Origin of the sequence: Methylobacterium sp. (genome assembly GCF_019745455.1) — a bacterium.
Taxonomy (GTDB): domain Bacteria; phylum Pseudomonadota; class Alphaproteobacteria; order Rhizobiales; family Beijerinckiaceae; genus Methylobacterium.
Window position 1 is genome coordinate 50,560 of record NZ_JAIETD010000013.1, and the last position, 16,046, is coordinate 66,605.

At 65.9% G+C, this 16,046-nt stretch carries 12 protein-coding genes; 4 read left to right on the top strand and 8 right to left on the bottom strand.

Annotated features, from left to right (window positions below):
- The 7 genes from K2Y56_RS01740 to K2Y56_RS01770 all read right to left on the bottom strand — a co-directional run bounded on the left by K2Y56_RS01740 (nt 1) and on the right by K2Y56_RS01770 (nt 4,488).
- Nucleotides 1-552 carry an alpha/beta hydrolase gene (locus K2Y56_RS01740; protein ID WP_292504254.1) on the bottom strand — a complete coding sequence of 184 codons (552 nt, stop codon included), beginning with the start codon at nt 550-552 and terminating at the stop codon, nt 1-3.
- Between the two features lie 46 nt (nt 553-598).
- Complete coding sequence (locus K2Y56_RS01745; RefSeq protein ID WP_292504259.1) at nt 599-1,624, bottom strand: biotin-dependent carboxyltransferase family protein; 1,026 nt, start codon at nt 1,622-1,624, stop codon at nt 599-601.
- Entirely contained in the window at nt 1,621-2,346 is a 726-nt protein-coding gene (gene pxpB, locus K2Y56_RS01750) for a 5-oxoprolinase subunit PxpB (RefSeq protein ID WP_292504260.1), read from the bottom strand. The genes K2Y56_RS01745 and pxpB overlap by 4 nt, the downstream gene beginning before the upstream one ends.
- Before the next feature lie 121 nt (nt 2,347-2,467).
- On the bottom strand, nt 2,468-3,166 hold the full coding sequence (locus K2Y56_RS01755; protein ID WP_292504263.1) for a hypothetical protein: 699 nt from the start codon (nt 3,164-3,166) through the stop codon (nt 2,468-2,470).
- A gap of 110 nt (nt 3,167-3,276) precedes the next feature.
- Nucleotides 3,277-3,669, bottom strand: coding sequence for a DUF3618 domain-containing protein (locus K2Y56_RS01760; RefSeq protein WP_292504266.1), 393 nt, complete (start codon nt 3,667-3,669; stop codon nt 3,277-3,279).
- Nucleotides 3,666-4,061 (bottom strand): phage holin family protein, encoded by a 396-nt coding sequence (locus tag K2Y56_RS01765; RefSeq protein ID WP_292504268.1) that lies wholly within the window; start codon nt 4,059-4,061, stop codon nt 3,666-3,668. The genes K2Y56_RS01760 and K2Y56_RS01765 overlap by 4 nt, the downstream gene beginning before the upstream one ends.
- 10 nt (nt 4,062-4,071) lie before the next feature.
- Nucleotides 4,072-4,488, bottom strand: coding sequence for a hypothetical protein (locus K2Y56_RS01770; protein ID WP_292504391.1), 417 nt, complete (start codon nt 4,486-4,488; stop codon nt 4,072-4,074).
- Nucleotides 4,489-4,923: 435 nt separating this feature from the next.
- Here K2Y56_RS01770 and K2Y56_RS01775 point away from each other — a divergent pair, with 435 nt between their 5' ends.
- Nucleotides 4,924-6,345 carry a trehalose-6-phosphate synthase gene (locus K2Y56_RS01775; RefSeq protein ID WP_292504271.1) on the top strand — a complete coding sequence of 474 codons (1,422 nt, stop codon included), beginning with the start codon at nt 4,924-4,926 and terminating at the stop codon, nt 6,343-6,345.
- Between the two features lie 96 nt (nt 6,346-6,441).
- A complete protein-coding gene (gene glgX / locus K2Y56_RS01780; protein ID WP_292504273.1) occupies nt 6,442-8,562 on the top strand; it encodes a glycogen debranching protein GlgX in 2,121 nt (706 codons plus the stop codon).
- Between the two features lie 3 nt (nt 8,563-8,565).
- Here the strand turns inward: glgX and K2Y56_RS01785 are convergent, their stop codons facing one another.
- The gene (locus K2Y56_RS01785) at nt 8,566-9,036 is read right to left on the bottom strand and encodes a YidB family protein (RefSeq protein WP_292504275.1); all 471 of its coding nucleotides are present in this window, start codon (nt 9,034-9,036) and stop codon (nt 8,566-8,568) included.
- 285 nt (nt 9,037-9,321) lie between these two features.
- Between K2Y56_RS01785 and treZ the strand changes: the two genes are divergently transcribed.
- Together treZ and K2Y56_RS01795 are read left to right on the top strand one after the other, a co-directional pair.
- On the top strand, nt 9,322-11,124 hold the full coding sequence (gene treZ, locus K2Y56_RS01790; RefSeq protein WP_292504394.1) for a malto-oligosyltrehalose trehalohydrolase: 1,803 nt from the start codon (nt 9,322-9,324) through the stop codon (nt 11,122-11,124).
- Nucleotides 11,124-16,034: a malto-oligosyltrehalose synthase gene (locus tag K2Y56_RS01795; protein ID WP_292504277.1), complete on the top strand. Its 4,911-nt coding sequence runs from the start codon at nt 11,124-11,126 to the stop codon at nt 16,032-16,034. Before treZ ends, K2Y56_RS01795 begins: the two co-directional genes overlap by 1 nt.
- Nucleotides 16,035-16,046 lie beyond the last annotated feature (12 nt).

The following is a 16,046-nucleotide window of genomic DNA, read 5'->3' on the forward strand; positions in this document are numbered from 1 at the left end:
TCAAAGGCCCTTCATGAAGCCGGCGAGCCGCATCAGCCCCTCCGGCCAGGGGCCGTGGCCGCTGGCGACGTTGATGTGGCCGGATTCGCCCGCATCGACCATCGCGGCGCCCCAGGAATAGGCGAAATCCTCGGCACGCTCGTAGCTGCAATAGGGATCGTTCCGGCTCGCCACCACCAGGGCCGGGAAGGGCAGGGGATCGCGCGGAACCGGTGCGAAGCGGCGAACGCTGTCAGGCAGGTTCGGCGTCGTCTCGACATCGGGAAACGCCACGAGAATGCCGCCGCGCACGACGCCCTGCGGGAAGCGCGGCGCCGCCAGTACCGTGGCGACGACGCCGAGGCTGTGGGCGATGGCGACGACCGGACGGCTCGCCTGGGCGACCGCTTCGACAATGCGGCCGCACCAGGCATCCGGATCGGGATTGTGCCAGTCGTCCTGCTCGACGATGCGCCCGGTGGAGAGCCGGCTGGCCCAGCGGGCCTGCCAATGCTCTTCGCCGGAGCCCGCAAGGCCCGGAAGGATGAGGATGTCGCAATCGGCCGTCTTCATGGGCGCTCGATAGCCGGCCGATCCGCTCGCGTCGAGATGGTGTCCGTCATGGCTGCTCGGCCATGGCGTCGACCACATCGCCTGCGAGGTTGGCGCGGCTGAGCCGCTCGATCTCTGCCATTTCCGCGTCTCGCAGGGACCGTGGCAAGTCCCGTATCCGAGACGCCAGCGCTCGCGCGGCGTCCCTCGCCGTAGCGAGGTCGACGGCAGCGAAGCGGATCTCATCGCCAGGCCTTCGCTGGGCGACGCGGCGCAGATCAGCGGAAATGACCGTCGCGATCTTAGGGTAGCCTCCCGTGGTCTGCCGGTCGGCCATGAGCACGATCGGACTGCCGTTGCCCGGCACTTGGATCGATCCCGGCGCGGTACCGTCCGAAACGATGTTGAAGCCCTTTGCACCGTGCGCGATGGCCGGACCGTCGAGCCGGTAGCCCATGCGATCGGCTTGGTGCGAGAGGGTAAAGACCTTTCCGAGAAAAGTCCGCAGGCCGTCGTCGGAGATATGGTCCTCCTGGGGACCGAGAATCACGCGGATCGGCTCCCCGCCATAGAGGGGAGCAGATTCGAGAGCGTAGTCGGGCAGGCGCCGTGACGTCGGCGTGGCTTTGAGCCTGTCGCCGTCCTTGAGCGGCGTGCCTGCAAGGCTGCCGATGCCCGCGCGCAGGTGGAGCGCGACGCTCCCGAGGACGGGCTTGGTCAGCCAGCCGCCTGCGACGGCAAGATAGCCGAAGCTGCCTTGGCGGGGCGGAGCGATCGTCATTTCGGCTCCGTCCGAGAGCGTGAAGGACCGGGAGCCGATCAGCGGTCTGCCGTCGACGGTGACGACACCGACAGCACCCGCGATCGCGAGGTGAAGTTCTGCGCCCTCCGCTCGAAAGCTTCCGCCGCCGAGGCCGAACTCGACGGCGGATACAGCCGGGGCGTTGCCCACCAGCGCATTAGCAGACGCCATGGCGAGCGGGTCCATGGGGCCAGACACGGAGAGGCCATATCGCTGGTAGCCTGGCCTGCCGCCATCCTGAAGGCTTGCAAGGCCGCTGCAGCGCAGGACGACGAGGGCCGTACCGCTCATTCCTCTACAAAACCGGCGATGCGCTCACCAGCCTGCGCGGCCCGGTCGAGCTCATCCCAGCGATCAGCGTCGATCGGCTCGAAGCGTACCCGGTCGCCAGGCTCGAAGAGGAAGATCGGATCGTCGCCCGGTCGGAAGGTTCGCACCGGCGTTCGCCCCAGGAGATGCCACCCGCTCGGCGCGGCGATGCTGGCGACGAGAGCCTGTGCGCCGCCGATCGAGATCGTTCCCGCCGGCGTGATTGATCGCGGATTCACGCGTCTGGGCAGGGCAAGGCGCGGGTCGAGGCCACCAAGATAGGCAAAGCCGGGCAGGAAGCCCAGCATGAAGACGCGGTATTCGGCGCTCGCGTGGATGTTCACCGCCTCGTCCGCTCCGATGCCGTGATGCGACGCGACGGCTTCGAGATCGATGCCGAACTCGCCGCCGTACACTACGGGAATCCGCCAGGTCCGCGAGCGGATTGCCGGTCCGACCTTGTGCTGGGCTAGGCTCAAGACGTTTGCCGCCAGGGTCGATGGATCGACGGCGACGGGATCGAGGTGGACGGTGAGGGACCGGTAAGTCGGGACCGTCTCGACGATGCCGTCGAGGCCAGTTTCACGAAGGACCCCGTCGAGTGCCAGAACTCGGTCGTTAAGATCCCCGTTGATGGACTCGCCGAACTCCACCGTGAAGGCAGTGTCGCCGTTCCAGAGCAGCTTGGCAGGCGTGGGTTCCATGTTGGCGCAGGTGACCTCCAGGCGCTCAAGAAAGCCGCACGATGATCGGGGCACCGACATGAAACAAGGGCGGTGCGCATCCTGCACCGCCCTTGCCGAGAGTCATCTAAGCAACAAGGCGTCAGTGCGTTCGCGGTCCGGACGCAGCAGCAGGCTGACCCTGGTCCTGGCTTGTAGACCGCTCGGTGGCAGCGCTGAGATTGTCCGGATCGAGCGCCGTTTCGACGAACTGACGACCCCGATTGGTGATGTCCTGAGCATAGCGCAAGCCCTGGTCGCGAAGGTCGTCGGCCCATGGACCGACCGCCTCGTTCTCGGCGCGGGTGCGAGGAAGCAGTGCGCCAAGTAGAAGCCCGGCGGCAACGCCAACGACGCCGACGAGGAGCGGGTTCTCGGACACGAAGCCCTCCACGGCGCTGCGGCCTTGCTGGATTCGCTCCTGTCCACGGCCAGAAAGGTCCCCGATCTTTCGACGATGGGTGGCGTGCTGGTCCGACGCCCATTCGCGGGTGTCATCGTAGGCTTGGGATGCCTGGCCGCGCAGACCTTCCGCGGTCTGCGCCACGCGCTCGCCAATGTTGGTGGCAGCGGATGTCACGCCTTCCTTTGCCCTGTTCAAAACGTCGGTCGCCGCATCCGAAGCCTTCGTAGAGCGAGACTTGGCGTGTTGCGAGGGATCGGAGGCCTCCTCTACCAGGCGTCGGTTCGCATCGAGGGCGTCCCCGACTGGCTTGGAGGAACCGCGCGGCAGTCCGGCCGCGGCGGCGATGTCATCGGGCGACGTGCCTGGACCGCCGATGGTGGTGTTGGTGGTGCTCATGGTCGTGAACTCCTGCTTCGTCGTCGGCCGCGACGGGTTTTGGTGGAACGCCGCATCGGCGGCTGGATCGTGTTGTGGATGGAACGATCGGACGCTTTAGGCCCGTCGCCTCAGATCTGAGTCTCCTCGCGAAGTCCTGCGGATGGATGACGGGTCGGTATGTCAGGGTCGTAGACACGGTCGCTGCCGTTCCGAAGGACGGGGAGTTCCTCGGCCGCCCGCTGCACGCGGCGGCGCTCGGCCTGCCGCATGGCATCTCCTGACATTCGGTGAAGAAGCCAGCCAACCCCGGCCGTTATCAAGAGTACGGGTACCGGGTTGTTGCGGATTGCCTGAAGAACGCCGTCATAGGCGCCATTCAGCGGTGTCTTGCGTACATTGCCGATCATCTCGTCCACGATACTGGACACCGACAGGCGATCCTGGATCCGATCGATGGTCTGATCGAGGCGAGCTCGGCTCGCCTCGATTTCCTGTTCGAGTTCGTTGAGCGAACCGGTCATCCCGAGACCCTTTCGGAAAGAGTGCGCGCATCTTCGCGGACCTGCCGGGTGGTCCGCGTCGGCGCGAGGGTCGACAGCGACATCGCGCTGCGGCCCCATAGGGCGAGGCCGACGGCTACGGCGAGCATCACGCCGCCAACGATGAGTGCGGCCAGGGCTTCCGAATTGACGACCGTGGCGAGCCATTTAACCAAGGCGTCCACGAGAACGAGCATCGCCACGACGCCGAAGACCGCTGCTCCAACGAGCATCGCAATGCCGAGGAAGAGCGAGCGGATATTGCTCGTCATCTCGTTGCGGAAGAGGGCGATCTCCTTGCGAGCGAGCTCGTTGGTTTCGCGCAAGGCGTCGCCGATGAGCCCCTGGATGCTTGACGGAGTTCCGTTGGACATCGGAGTACCCTCAGGCGCGATAGCCGTCGTAGCGGTCGCTCGTCTGCGACACGCTGGACGACTTGATGAAGCGGGCGACCATGAACCCTGTGACGAAGGTCGCAACGGCAACGGCGACCGGGGCGCGCCGGGCAAAAGCTTCCGCGTCATCGTAGAAATCGGCAAAGCTCCGATTCTCGATGGATCCACCAAGCTGTTCGAGGCCATCAGCCGCGCTATCGAAGAAGGCCTTGATGTTGGGCTTATCGTCGAACGTCTTGCTGGAATCGCGCAAACCGCGGGCAAGGTCGTGGACCGATTGCGCCGCATCTCCCTTGCGGCGGTCGACATAATCGGTGGCCTGAGCCTTGGCCGCGTCGACGAAGCCTTTACCGCGCTCAAGGGCCAGGTCCTTGATATCGTCGACATCGTCGCGAAGCGTTTTCAGGTCCGGCTGGGAGGCCGTGTTCCCCGCCGGGGAACTGGCTTCGGTCTGCCCTGGGGCATGTGTTGCGCTCACGGACAACTCTCCTTCTTCCGGATTATTCAGATTTATCGGTCGTGCGGGCAGCGCTCTACGGATGAGGAGTGCTCTGCGGACCAATGTTCTGCCTCGGTAACATTCACGACAGAGAGGCGGTTCCGTTGTGGACGTTCCTGCCGAAGCCTTCGTGAACGGGCGGGCCCGTCGTCGCAGGCAGCGCCTGAGGCTTCCATCCGGCGACGCAACATGGGGAAGCTCGGTCGAACTCCTTGACCGCGACCACGCAAATGCGTTTGGCTGTTGGGACGGATCAGGAACGGTTTCTGCGCGTTCACTGCACAGTTTCATTGCGGCAAGGCGCTGTCGTCGTGCCGAGCCGAAGGACCGGAGCCCACCTGCGTGGCACGCCTCGTCATCGTCTCCAACCGCGTCGCCGTTCCTGACGAGAACAAGACGGTCGCCGCCGGCGGTTTGGCGGTCGCCGTCAAGGAAGCCTTCACAGCTTACGAAGGGCTATGGTTCGGTTGGAGCGGCAACGTCACTGAGACGCCCTCGACCGAGCCGACCATCATCGATCGCGGACGCATACAGTATGCGGTGGTGGATCTCTCTCCGCAGGATCATCGAGAGTACTATAGCGGGTTCGCGAACCGGGCCCTTTGGCCGATCATGCATTACCGCCTCGGACTCGGGGCATTTTCGCGTTCGGACTATGCCGGGTATCTTCGCGTCAACCGTATCTTCGCCCGTGCGCTGGCGAAGCTGATTGAGCCCGACGACATCATCTGGGTGCACGACTACCACCTGCTGCCCCTCGCGGCGGAGCTGCGTGGCCTCGGCATCGCCAACCCTATCGGTTACTTCCACCACATTCCGTGGCCGGCGGCAGACGTGTTCAACACCCTTCCGGCAAGCGGCGACTTGCTGCGCGCTATCGCCGATTACGACCTCATCGGCCTTCAGACCGATCCTGACGTTCACAACCTTTCGCGCAATCTGATCGACGAGTTGCGGGCGATACCCCTTGGTGGCGGTTCACTGATGGTCGAGGGGCGGCGCACTCGTATCCGCAGCTTCCCGATCGGCATCGACGTCGCCGGGTTCAAGGAAGCGGCCGAGAACGCGGGAGCCAACAAGATCGTCCGCGAGACGCTGTCAGGCCTGAGAACTCGGAAGCTGCTGATCGGCGTCGATCGACTCGACTATTCCAAGGGCGTGCCTGAGCGGATGGAAGCGGTCGATCGCTTTTTCGCGTCTAACCCGGACCAACGCGGGAACGTCGTCTACATCCAGATCACGCCGAAATCCCGCACCGAGGTCCCGGAATACGAGGAACTCAGCCGCGAGGTGAACCAGACCGTCGGCGAGATCAACGGATCGCTCGGCGAGCCGAACTGGACGCCGATCCAGTACGTCACCAAGGCCTATCCACGGCCCGTCCTCGCCGGACTCTACCGCGCTGCCCGGGTCGGGCTGGTGACGCCAATGCGCGACGGCATGAACCTCGTCGCCAAGGAGTTCGTCGTGGCGCAGAGCCCCGACGATCCTGGCGTGCTCGTGCTGTCCAAGTTCGCCGGCGCGGCGCGGCAGCTGCCCGAGGCCCTGCTGGTCAACCCCTACGATCGTTTCGAGGTCGCCGAGGCAATTCGGACCGCACTCTACATGCCGCGGAGCGAGCGACTCGAACGCTGGAAGCCGATGGCCGAGCGGATGACCCGCGAGGACGTCGATTGGTGGGCCCGCAACTTCATGTCGGATCTCGAGAACTTTCGGACCATCGAGCGCGAGCCGCCACGCCCGGCCGCCGCGGCGGCGGAGTAGCGACCGCGGCGCTCTGGTGGCGACCGTCGACATTTGACGGTCCTGGCCCAGCGGCTAAGTTCCTGCTCCTCTCGAGATTGCAGGGACCACCAGCGTATGATCGGCATCGATGACGGCGTGCCATATCCTTTGGGCGCGCATTTCGATGGCCGGGGCGTAAACTTTGCGCTGTTCTCGGAGCACGCGACGTCCATTGATCTCTGCCTGTTCGGGCCGGGCGAGCGCCACGAGCATCACACCATTCGTCTTCCCTGCCGCACCGAGGATATCTGGCACGGTTATCTTCGCGGCGTATTCCCCGGACAGCTTTACGGATATCGGGTCCACGGACCTTGGGACCCTGTCCACGGCCATCGATTCAATCCGGCAAAACTCCTCCTTGATCCTTATGCCCGCGAGATCAGCGGGCGCGTGCGCTGGCACGACTCGCTGTACGGCCACCGGCGAAGCCTCCAGCGGGAGGACCAGATCGACCGGCGCGACAGCGCGATCCATATGCCGAAGGCGGTCGTCACCGGACCGGAGATCGCGGTGCCGGGCCATGGCTTCGCGCCGCGCCGACCGCTCTCCGAGACGGTGATCTACGAGACTCATGTCAAGGCGCTGACCCAACGCCATCCCGCAATCCCCGAGGACGAACGCGGTACCTATGCCGCCCTGGCCCACCCGGCGATCATCGAGCACCTGCTCAAGCTCGGCGTGACCGCCATCGAGCTGCTGCCGATCCAGTCCTTCGTCGACGATCGCTTCCTCGTCGAGAAGGGGCTCGTCAACTTCTGGGGCTACCAGCCGCTCGGCTACTTCGCCCCAGAGCCGCGCTATCTCGGCCCAGCCGGGATCGGGGGCCTCAAGGCTGCCATCCGCGAATTGGCGGCGGCCGAGATCGAGGTCTATCTCGACGTCGTCTACAACCACACCGCGGAGGCCGACAGGCTTGGGCCTACCTTGTCCTTCCGCGGCATCGACAACGCGAGCTACTACAAGCTCGACCCGAATGATCGCCGCCGCGACGTCGATTGCACCGGGTGCGGCAACACCCTCAACCTCGACCATCCGCGGGTAATGCAGCTCGTGCTCGACTCGCTGCGGCATTGGGTGACCGCCTACGGCGTGGCCGGCTTCCGTTTCGACCTTGCCTCGGCGCTGGGGCGCGCACCTCACGACTTCACCGCGAAGGCCGCCTTCTTCCAGGCCATCGCGCAGGATCCCATCCTCGCCCGGATCAAGATGATCGCGGAGCCCTGGGATATCGGCGACGGCGGCTACCAGCTTGGCGGCTATCCGAAGGGATGGAGTGAGTGGAACGACCAGTTCCGCGACAGCGTCCGCGGCTTCTGGCGCGGCGATCCGGGCATGCTCGGCAAGGTGACGCAGGGCCTGTCCGGCTCGCGAGAGATCTTCGGGCCCTCCGGTCGTCCGCCGCAAGCCAGCATCAACTACGCTGCGAGCCATGACGGCTACACCCTCGCCGACGTCGTCTCCTACGAACACAAGCACAACTGGGCCAATGGCGAGGAGAACCGCGACGGCCACGGACACAACCTGTCCCGCAACTACGGGACTGAGGGCCACAGCGACGATACGGCGATTCTCGCCCTGCGTGCCCGCCAGAAGCGCAACCTTCTCGCGACGATCATGCTGGCCCAGGGCGTGCCGATGATCCTCATGGGCGACGAGCGGTCCCGCAGCCAGGGCGGCAACAACAACGCCTATGCTCAGGACAACGAGACGAGCTGGGTGGATTGGGAGAACGATCCCGATCCGGGTCTCTCCGCCTTCTTTGCTCACCTGACGCGCCTGCGCCGCGAACAGCCGGCCCTGCGCCGGCGCTCCTTCCTCACCGGAGCTGCCATCGATCCGGACGAGGCGTTACGGGACGTCCACTGGCTCTCGCCCGACGGCCACGAGATGCAAGGCTCAGATTGGGGCGACGGCGACCGCCGCGCCTTCGGAATGCAGATCGGCAACGATCTGCCTGAAGCCGACCGCCTGCTGATCCTTGCCAATGCCGGCGAGGAACCGTGCGACTTCACCCTCGCGACGGTCATTAGCGGGCCATGGATGGTAATCTTCGATACCACGCGATCGACCGGGTCGGTGCCGGCTGGCCAAGCATTGTTTCCACCCGGCGCTCGGGTGCGGCTCGAAAGCCGCTCCCTCTTCGTCCTGCGCGCCCGCTCGGCTTCAGCTTACGGAGCGAGCTTCTCGCGCGGGTAAGTGTCAAGCCGGGACACGGCCGTCCGGGGTATACTGGTCGATCGCTTTAGGAAGCTCGCGGGAGAGGCGAGACAACAGCTCCTCCCGAGAGAGACCCGTCTGCTGCGACAAGGTCGCTAGCACATCGGGACCTATCGCCTGTTCGAGCTGAGGCGGAGCGATCTCACGGTTTGGGCCGTGATTCACCCAGGAATCGGCTGTCTCGCCCTGGCCTGCCTGCTTGAAGCGATCAACGAGTTCGCCAACGCCGCCGCCGAGGAAGCCGCCGGCTCCTGCGCCGCCCAAAGCTCCCGCAATGCTTCCAAGAATGCCACTCAGACCACCTTGATCGGCGGCCTGCCCTGGCTGATTGGGCTGACCACCCGGCGCCTTACCGAGACCGCCGAGCATCTCGGCAATCTTATCCCTGTTCTGGAAGCCGGCGACCGCCAGCAAACCCAGCAATGCCGTCATCGACGGATATCCACGGCTCATGGTCGTCTCCTCGTGCCTTTGTCGGCGCAAGGTAAGGAGAAGTGGCGCGTTCAGGTTCCAGCAGCACGAGAGAGACGAGCAACTCCAAGCTGCCGCTACGTCGTCACCACATGCAACCCTGTCGATTCTCCACTCCGTTTGGCGCTGCACAATTCCTCGGACTCGTCGGGTTGCCGACCCGCCGTCACGCCATAGGTCCGATGCGGGAACAAGACTCGGCCGTGAGGCCTTCTCAGACACGGCGTGACCGCCCCGCCGATACGGACCATCGAGGATGCCGGCCTGATGCAGCGCGCCCACACCATGCAATTCGGCGCTGAGCCGGTCGAGGACGGGATCCGCTTTGCGCTGTGGGCGCCGACCGCGAACGACGTCACCTTGGTCGTCGATGGGTCAGATCACGAGATTCCGGCTGTGGGCGGTGGATGGCGGCGCACGACCGTCTCCGGAACTCGGCCCGGCGCGCGCTACGGCTATCGCATCGATGGCGATCTCGTCGTGCCCGACCCGGCATCACGCTTTCAACCGGACGATGTGTCCGGCCTCAGCGAGGTCGTCGACGGGCGCTCCTATCCCTGGGCCGACACCAAGTGGACGGGCCGCCCGTGGGAAGAGGCGGTGCTCTACGAACTGCATGTCGGCACGGCGACGCCGGAAGGCACCTACGCAGCTCTGGCCGGAAAACTCGAGGAGCTGCGCGACCTCGGCGTGACCGCGATCGAGCTCCTTCCGCTCGGCGACTTCAAGGGCGCGCGCAACTGGGGTTACGACGGAGTGCTGCCCTACGCGCCTGATGCCGCCTACGGCCGCCCCGACGATCTCAAGCGCCTGATCGACCATGCCCATTCGCTCGGCCTGATGGTCTTCCTCGATGTCGTCTACAACCATTTCGGACCCGCCGGAAACTACCTCCACTCCTATGCAAAGACGTTCTTCACCGAGCGCCATCCCACCCCCTGGGGCGCCGGGATCAACGTCGACGGCAAGGAGAGCGGCCGCGTCGTGCGCGACTACTTCTTCGAGAACGCCCTGTACTGGCTTGAGGAGTACCATTTCGACGGCCTTCGCTTCGACGCCGTCCACGCCATCCTCGACGATTCCGAGACGCACTTCATCGGCGAGCTGGGCGAGACGATCCGGGCTCGGCTGCCCGGTCGCCATATCCACCTCGTCCTCGAGAACGAGGCCAACCAGGCCCGGTGGCTGGAGCGCGACGCATCGGGCCGGTCGATCCAGCACGACGCGCAATGGGCGGACGACCTCCACCATTGCTGGCACGTGCTGCTGACCGGCGAGGATGCGGGCTACTACGCGAGCTTCGCGGACAAGCCGGTGGTGCATCTGGCGCGCTGTCTGTCCGAAGGCTTCGCTTATCAGGGCGAGCCGTTCCCGACGCTGGATAACCACCCGCGCGGCGAGCCTTCCGCACACCTGCCACCTTCGGCCTTCGTCACGTTCCTGCAGAACCATGATCAGGTCGGCAACCGCGCGCTCGGCGAACGCCTGAGCGCCTTGTCCGATCCGAAGAAGCTCGCGCTGGCGCGCGCTAGCCTGCTTCTGTCGCCGCAGATTCCGATGCTCTGGATGGGCGAGGAATGGTCCGCCTCCGCGCCTTTCCTGTTCTTCGTCGATTTCGCTCCCGACGAGGAGCTGAACAAGGCGGTGCGCGAGGGTCGGCGCCGCGAGTTCAAGAGCTTCGCTGCCTTCGCGGACGACACCTCCGTCATACCCGATCCGACCGAGAAGAAGACATTCCTCGACTCCAAGATCGATTGGTCGGAGATCGATAAGCCAGGGCATCGTGAGGTCTGGGCCGATACCCGCAACCTGCTTCAGATCAGGCGGCAATCCGTGGTGCCCCTGACGAAGTCCCGCTATCTCGGATCCGAAGCGAGTCTGCCCCGGGCAGATGTCGTCGATTGTACTTGGAGATTCGAGGCCGGATCGCTGCGCTTCATCGCCAATCTCGGGCTCGACGATTTCGAGGCTAATGCCGAGGGCGCCCACACCATCTGGTCGAGCGACGCGGCCGAACCCGATCTTCTGCTGCCGTCTTGGTCCGGCATCTTCCTTACGAAAGCGTTTTGATGAGTGTCGACCTCGAAACCCTTGCGGATCTCGTCGGCGTCGCGCCGGGATACACTGATGCCTTCGGCCAGCCGGTGGAGACCAGCCTCGAAACGCGTCGCGGTATGCTCACGGCGCTCGGTATCGCCGTCGAGGACGACGCCGCCATTACGCAGAGCCTCGCCATCGTCGAGGACCTGCGCCGCGGGTTGATCCCTTCGCTGCTGCCAGCGGAATCACGGCGTACGACCTATGTCCCGCTCCGTACCCGGTCCGGTTCTGGTCACGTCGCCTGGCGTCTCGTGGACGAGCGTGGTCAGGTGCGCGAGGGCCGCGCGGCGATAACGGGAGGTGCGGAGCCGACCTTCCAACTTCCGCCCCTCACTCCTGGGTATCATCGCCTGACCGCCAGTCTAGGCGACAAACGTGCCGAAGCCTGGGTGATCGCAGCGCCCAAGCGCTGCTGGCGCCCGCGAGCGTATGCCGACGATGGAGCTCGCGACTGGGGTCTGGCGGCGCAACTTTATGGCCTTCGTTCTCCGGAGAACCTCGGCATCGGCTCCTACGCTGATGCGGGCCGTGCTGCACGGGATGCGGGATTGCGGGGAGCTTCGTTCCTGGGCCTCAGCCCGGTCCACGCCCTCTTCGAGTCCGATCGAACGAAAATCTCGCCCTACTCGCCTTCGTCGCGGTTGTTCCTTGAAACCCTGTTCATCGAACCTGCCTCGCTTCCTGGCTTCAGGGGATCGCGGGCAGCCACGCTGCTAGGCGAGATGGCGGGACGGGTCGAGGCGTTGCAGGAATCGGCACTCGTCGACCATGCGGGCGTCTGGGCCGTGCTCTCGCCTGTGCTGCGGGCGTTCTGGGAGGATTCCGCCGCCCGCACCGACCGCGACCCGGCTTTCCGGGCGTTTCGCGAGGCGGGAGGGGCAGATCTCGAAGCGCATGGCCGCTTCGAGGCTTTGTCGGAGCATTTCCAGGCGCGCGGCGCGCATTGGGTCGGCGACTGGCCAGAAGAGATGCGCGCGGCCGGCTCGCAGGCGGTGGCCGATTTTGCCCGCGAGCACGCCGAGGCGGTCAGCTACCATGTCTGGCTGCAATACCTCGCCGACCTTCAGCTCGGTGCGGCCTCGGAGGCCGCCCTCGGCACCGGCATGCGACTCGGTCTTTATCGCGACCTCGCGGTCGGGGCCGATCGCGGTGGTTCCGAGGTGTGGTCCCATTCCGAGCGCTTCGCTCTCGGCGTATCCATCGGCGCGCCGCCCGATCTCCTCGCCCCGAAAGGCCAAGATTGGGGCCTGCCCGCCTTCGATCCACTCGAGATGGAGAAGGACGGCCTCGCCGCCTTCAGGGCGCTGGTGCAGGCGAACATGCGCCATGCCGGCGCGATCCGCATCGATCACGCCTTCCAGCTCGCCCGCCTGTTCCTCATCCCGTCGAACGGTTCTGCCAAGGACGGCGCCTACGTGGCGATGCCGTTCGAGGCGATGCTGGCGGTCCTGCGCCTCGAGAGCCACCGCTCCAAGTGCCTCGTCATCGCCGAGGACCTCGGCACCGCGCCCGAGGGTTTCTCCGACGCGCTGATGCAGGCCGGAATCCTGAGCTACCGCATCCTCGCCTTCGAGCGCGAGCATGACGGCCGCTTCAAGCCGCCCTCGGCCTACCCGCGCGATGCGCTCACCGCCATCACGACCCACGACCTGCCGACCTTCGTCGGATGGTGGCGGGTGGTCGATACCGATACGCGCCAGGCCCTGGGGCTCTACGACGCCGAGCGCGCAGAGGCCGAGCGGGTCGGCCGCGTCACCGAGCGTCAGCGCCTGACCGATGCGCTTGCGGCCGACCAGCTCCTGCCGAGCTACGATCCCCCGGAGGCGGCGCCCTTCGAGGCAGCCGCCCGCTATCTCGCCCGCGCGCCCTCGATGCTGACGGCGGTCCAGTACGAGGATGTCGTCTCCGAACTGAGCCAGGCCAACGTACCGGGCTCGACCGAGGGCTATCCGAACTGGCGGAGGAAGCTCGACCGGAGCCTCGAAGCCATCGCGGCGCCGGGTGGTCCCCTGGCGAAGCTTGCCGCCGCGCTCTCGGCCGAGTTCCGAGGGCCGCGTTCCGGCGCCGCGCGCCTGTCTTCGCCGCCGCCGCGGGCGACCTACCGGCTCCAGTTCCACAAGGGCTTCACCTTCGCGGACGCTGAGGCGATCGTCCCGTATCTCGCCAAGCTCGGGATCAGCCACGTCTACGCCTCGCCGATCCAGAAGGCGCGGCCGGGCTCGACCCACGGCTACGACATCGCCGACCACTCGACGATCAACCCCGAGCTCGGCGGCGAGGAAGGCTTCGTCCGCTTCTCGGAAGCCTTACGCGAGCACGGCCTCAAGCTTCTCCTCGACATCATGCCCAACCACATGGGCGTCGGCGGGGCCGACAATCCGTGGTGGCTCTCGGTGCTCGAATGGGGAGGGCTTTCGCCCTACGCCCACGCCTTCGACATCGACTGGTCGCGGCTCGGCGCCAACAACAAGCTCGTGGTGCCCTTCCTCGGCGACCGCTACGGCGAGGCGCTGGAAAGCGGCAAGCTCGACCTGAAGTTCGATGCCGAGCAGGGGGCCTTCAGCGTCTGGCACTACGAGCACGCCTTCCCGATCTGCCCGCTTCAATACCCCTCGATCCTCAACCGCGCTCTGGCCGCCCTCGAGGATGTCGGCGACGCCGCGGCGTACGAGGTGCTCAGCATCTCCGAGCAGCTTCGGCTGATGGGTGAGGAGACCAAGCTCGACCGCCGCCGTGGTTTTCCCGAGGAGGCCGACGAGCTGAAGCAGCGCCTCTCAGAGGCCGTGGCCGCATCGCCGGCGCTCCAGGCCGCGATCGAGCGGACGCTTCGGCTGTTCAACGGCGTCGAGGGCTACCCGGACAGCTTCGGTCCCCTGCACCGGCTGCTCGAACTGCAATCCTACCGCCTCGCCCATTGGCGGGTGGCGGCGAGCGACATCAATTACCGGCGCTTCTTCGATGTGAACTCCCTCGCCGGTCTTCGGGTCGAGAAGTCCGACATCTTCCAGAAGTCGCACGAGACGATCTTCCGCCACGTTCGCGAAGGCCGGATCGACGGTCTGCGCATCGACCATATCGACGGCCTTGCCGATCCGCTCGGCTATGCTCGCGCCCTGCAGGCGGAGGTCGGGCCGGGCTTCTACGTCGTGGTCGAGAAGATCCTGGAGCCGGGCGAGAAGCTGCGGCCCTGGCCTGTCGCCGGCACCACCGGCTACGACGTCCTCAATCAGCTCGACGGCATCCTGGTCGATCAGGAGCGCCACAGCCGCGTTACCCAATTCTATCGCTGGGCCACCGGCGACGACGAGCCCTACGGCTTCCAGCTCCGCGCCGCCAAGGCCGAGATCATCGAGATCAGCTTCGCCAGCGAGCTCGAAGTCATGACGGCGGATCTCAAGCAGATCGCGGACGCCGACCGGCGCACACGCGACTTCTCCGTCAACGCGATCCGCCGAGCCTTGATCGAGATCATCGCCCGCTTCCCGACCTATCGCTCCTACCTGCCCGGCGATCTCGACGAGAGCGATGTCGAGGACGACGACGTGCAACTCATCGAAGGCGCCGTCGCCAAGGCCAAGCGCTGGAGTTCGTTGCCGGATCGATCGGTCCACGACTTCGCGGCCGACGCGCTGCTCGGACGCATCGAAACCGACGGACCGGGGCGCCCGGAACCCGCCGTGATCCTTCGTTTCCGCCGCCGCTTCCAGCAGCTCACCGGCCCGGTCATGGCCAAGAGCCTCGAAGACACCTTGTTCTATCGCTTCAGCGAGTTGCTGGCGCTCAACGAGGTCGGCGGCGACCCCGGCGAGTATGGCATCGACGCCATACATTTCCACGCGCTGCAGGCGGCGCGGGCCCGCGACTGGCCGAACGCCATGATCACGACGGCGACCCACGACACCAAGCGCGGGGAGGATGCCCGCACCCGGCTGCTGGCGCTTTCCGAGCTCCCGGAGGTCTGGGCGGAAGCCTGGACGATCCTCGGCCAGACGGCCCGCGCCCATCTTCATAAGGGCGATGACGGTCTCGAGCCGGATGCCAAGGATCAGTGGATGTTCCTCCAGGCGATCCTCGGCGCCTGGCCGATCGAGCTCCTCGACCACGACGACGAAGCCGTGATCGAGGATTTCCGTAAGCGCCTCGACGCCTATTCGGAGAAGGCTCTTCGCGAGGGCAAGCGCCGGTCGAGCTGGGTCAATGTCGACGAGGGCTACGAGAACGCCGTCAAGGCGCTCTTTGCCGGGCTGATCGCGCCTGGCGCCAAGTTCCTCCAGCTGACGCGGCCGATCGCGCGGCGCCTCGCCCATCTCGGGATGATCGCGAGCCTCGGGCGCACCGTCCTGAAATGCACGTTGCCCGGCCTGCCCGACACCTATCAGGGCACCGAGGCCTGGGATTTCTCCTTCGTCGATCCCGACAACCGCCGGCCGGTGGATTATGCGCGCCTTGCCGGCGCCCTTGAGGAGGCCGGCGATCCCCGCTCGCTGATCGGCAGCTGGCGCGACGGACGGGTCAAGCAGGCGACCTTGGCGCGGCTCCTGGCGGATCGTGCCGCGCGGCCCTCGTTCTATGCCGACGCGGATTACATCGCCGTTCCGGCCAAGGGCGAGAAGGCCGACCACGTGCTCGCCTTCACCCGCTCCGACAGCACGAGCGGGGAGGGCGACCTCCTCGTCGCCGTGCCTCGGCTAGTCGCCGATCTCGTCGGCGGCGAAGGCTGGTCGGGCGCGGGCTTTTCCGGAACGGTGCTGCCGGTGCCGGAGGCGAGCCGATGGGTCGATCTCGTGACCGGCGAGGAACGGATGGCAGGCGAGGGGCGTATCGATCTCACGACGCTGTTCGCGCAACTGCCATATGCGGTGCTTAAGCGAGTGGTCTGAGACGGGACGAAC

Excerpts from the sequence above, each read along its gene's own strand:
- treZ (WP_292504394.1), top strand. The coding sequence starts at position 9,322 with ATGCAGCGCGCCCACACCATGCAATTCGGCGCTGAGCCGGTCGAGGAC.
- pxpB (WP_292504260.1), bottom strand. The coding sequence starts at position 2,346 with ATGGAACCCACGCCTGCCAAGCTGCTCTGGAACGGCGACACTGCCTTC.
- K2Y56_RS01785 (WP_292504275.1), bottom strand. The coding sequence starts at position 9,036 with ATGAGCCGTGGATATCCGTCGATGACGGCATTGCTGGGTTTGCTGGCG.
- K2Y56_RS01745 (WP_292504259.1), bottom strand. The coding sequence starts at position 1,624 with ATGAGCGGTACGGCCCTCGTCGTCCTGCGCTGCAGCGGCCTTGCAAGC.
- K2Y56_RS01765 (WP_292504268.1), bottom strand. The coding sequence starts at position 4,061 with ATGTCCAACGGAACTCCGTCAAGCATCCAGGGGCTCATCGGCGACGCC.
- K2Y56_RS01755 (WP_292504263.1), bottom strand. The coding sequence starts at position 3,166 with ATGAGCACCACCAACACCACCATCGGCGGTCCAGGCACGTCGCCCGAT.
- glgX (WP_292504273.1), top strand. The coding sequence starts at position 6,442 with ATGATCGGCATCGATGACGGCGTGCCATATCCTTTGGGCGCGCATTTC.
- K2Y56_RS01795 (WP_292504277.1), top strand. The coding sequence starts at position 11,124 with ATGAGTGTCGACCTCGAAACCCTTGCGGATCTCGTCGGCGTCGCGCCG.
- K2Y56_RS01740 (WP_292504254.1), bottom strand. The coding sequence starts at position 552 with ATGAAGACGGCCGATTGCGACATCCTCATCCTTCCGGGCCTTGCGGGC.
- K2Y56_RS01760 (WP_292504266.1), bottom strand. The coding sequence starts at position 3,669 with ATGACCGGTTCGCTCAACGAACTCGAACAGGAAATCGAGGCGAGCCGA.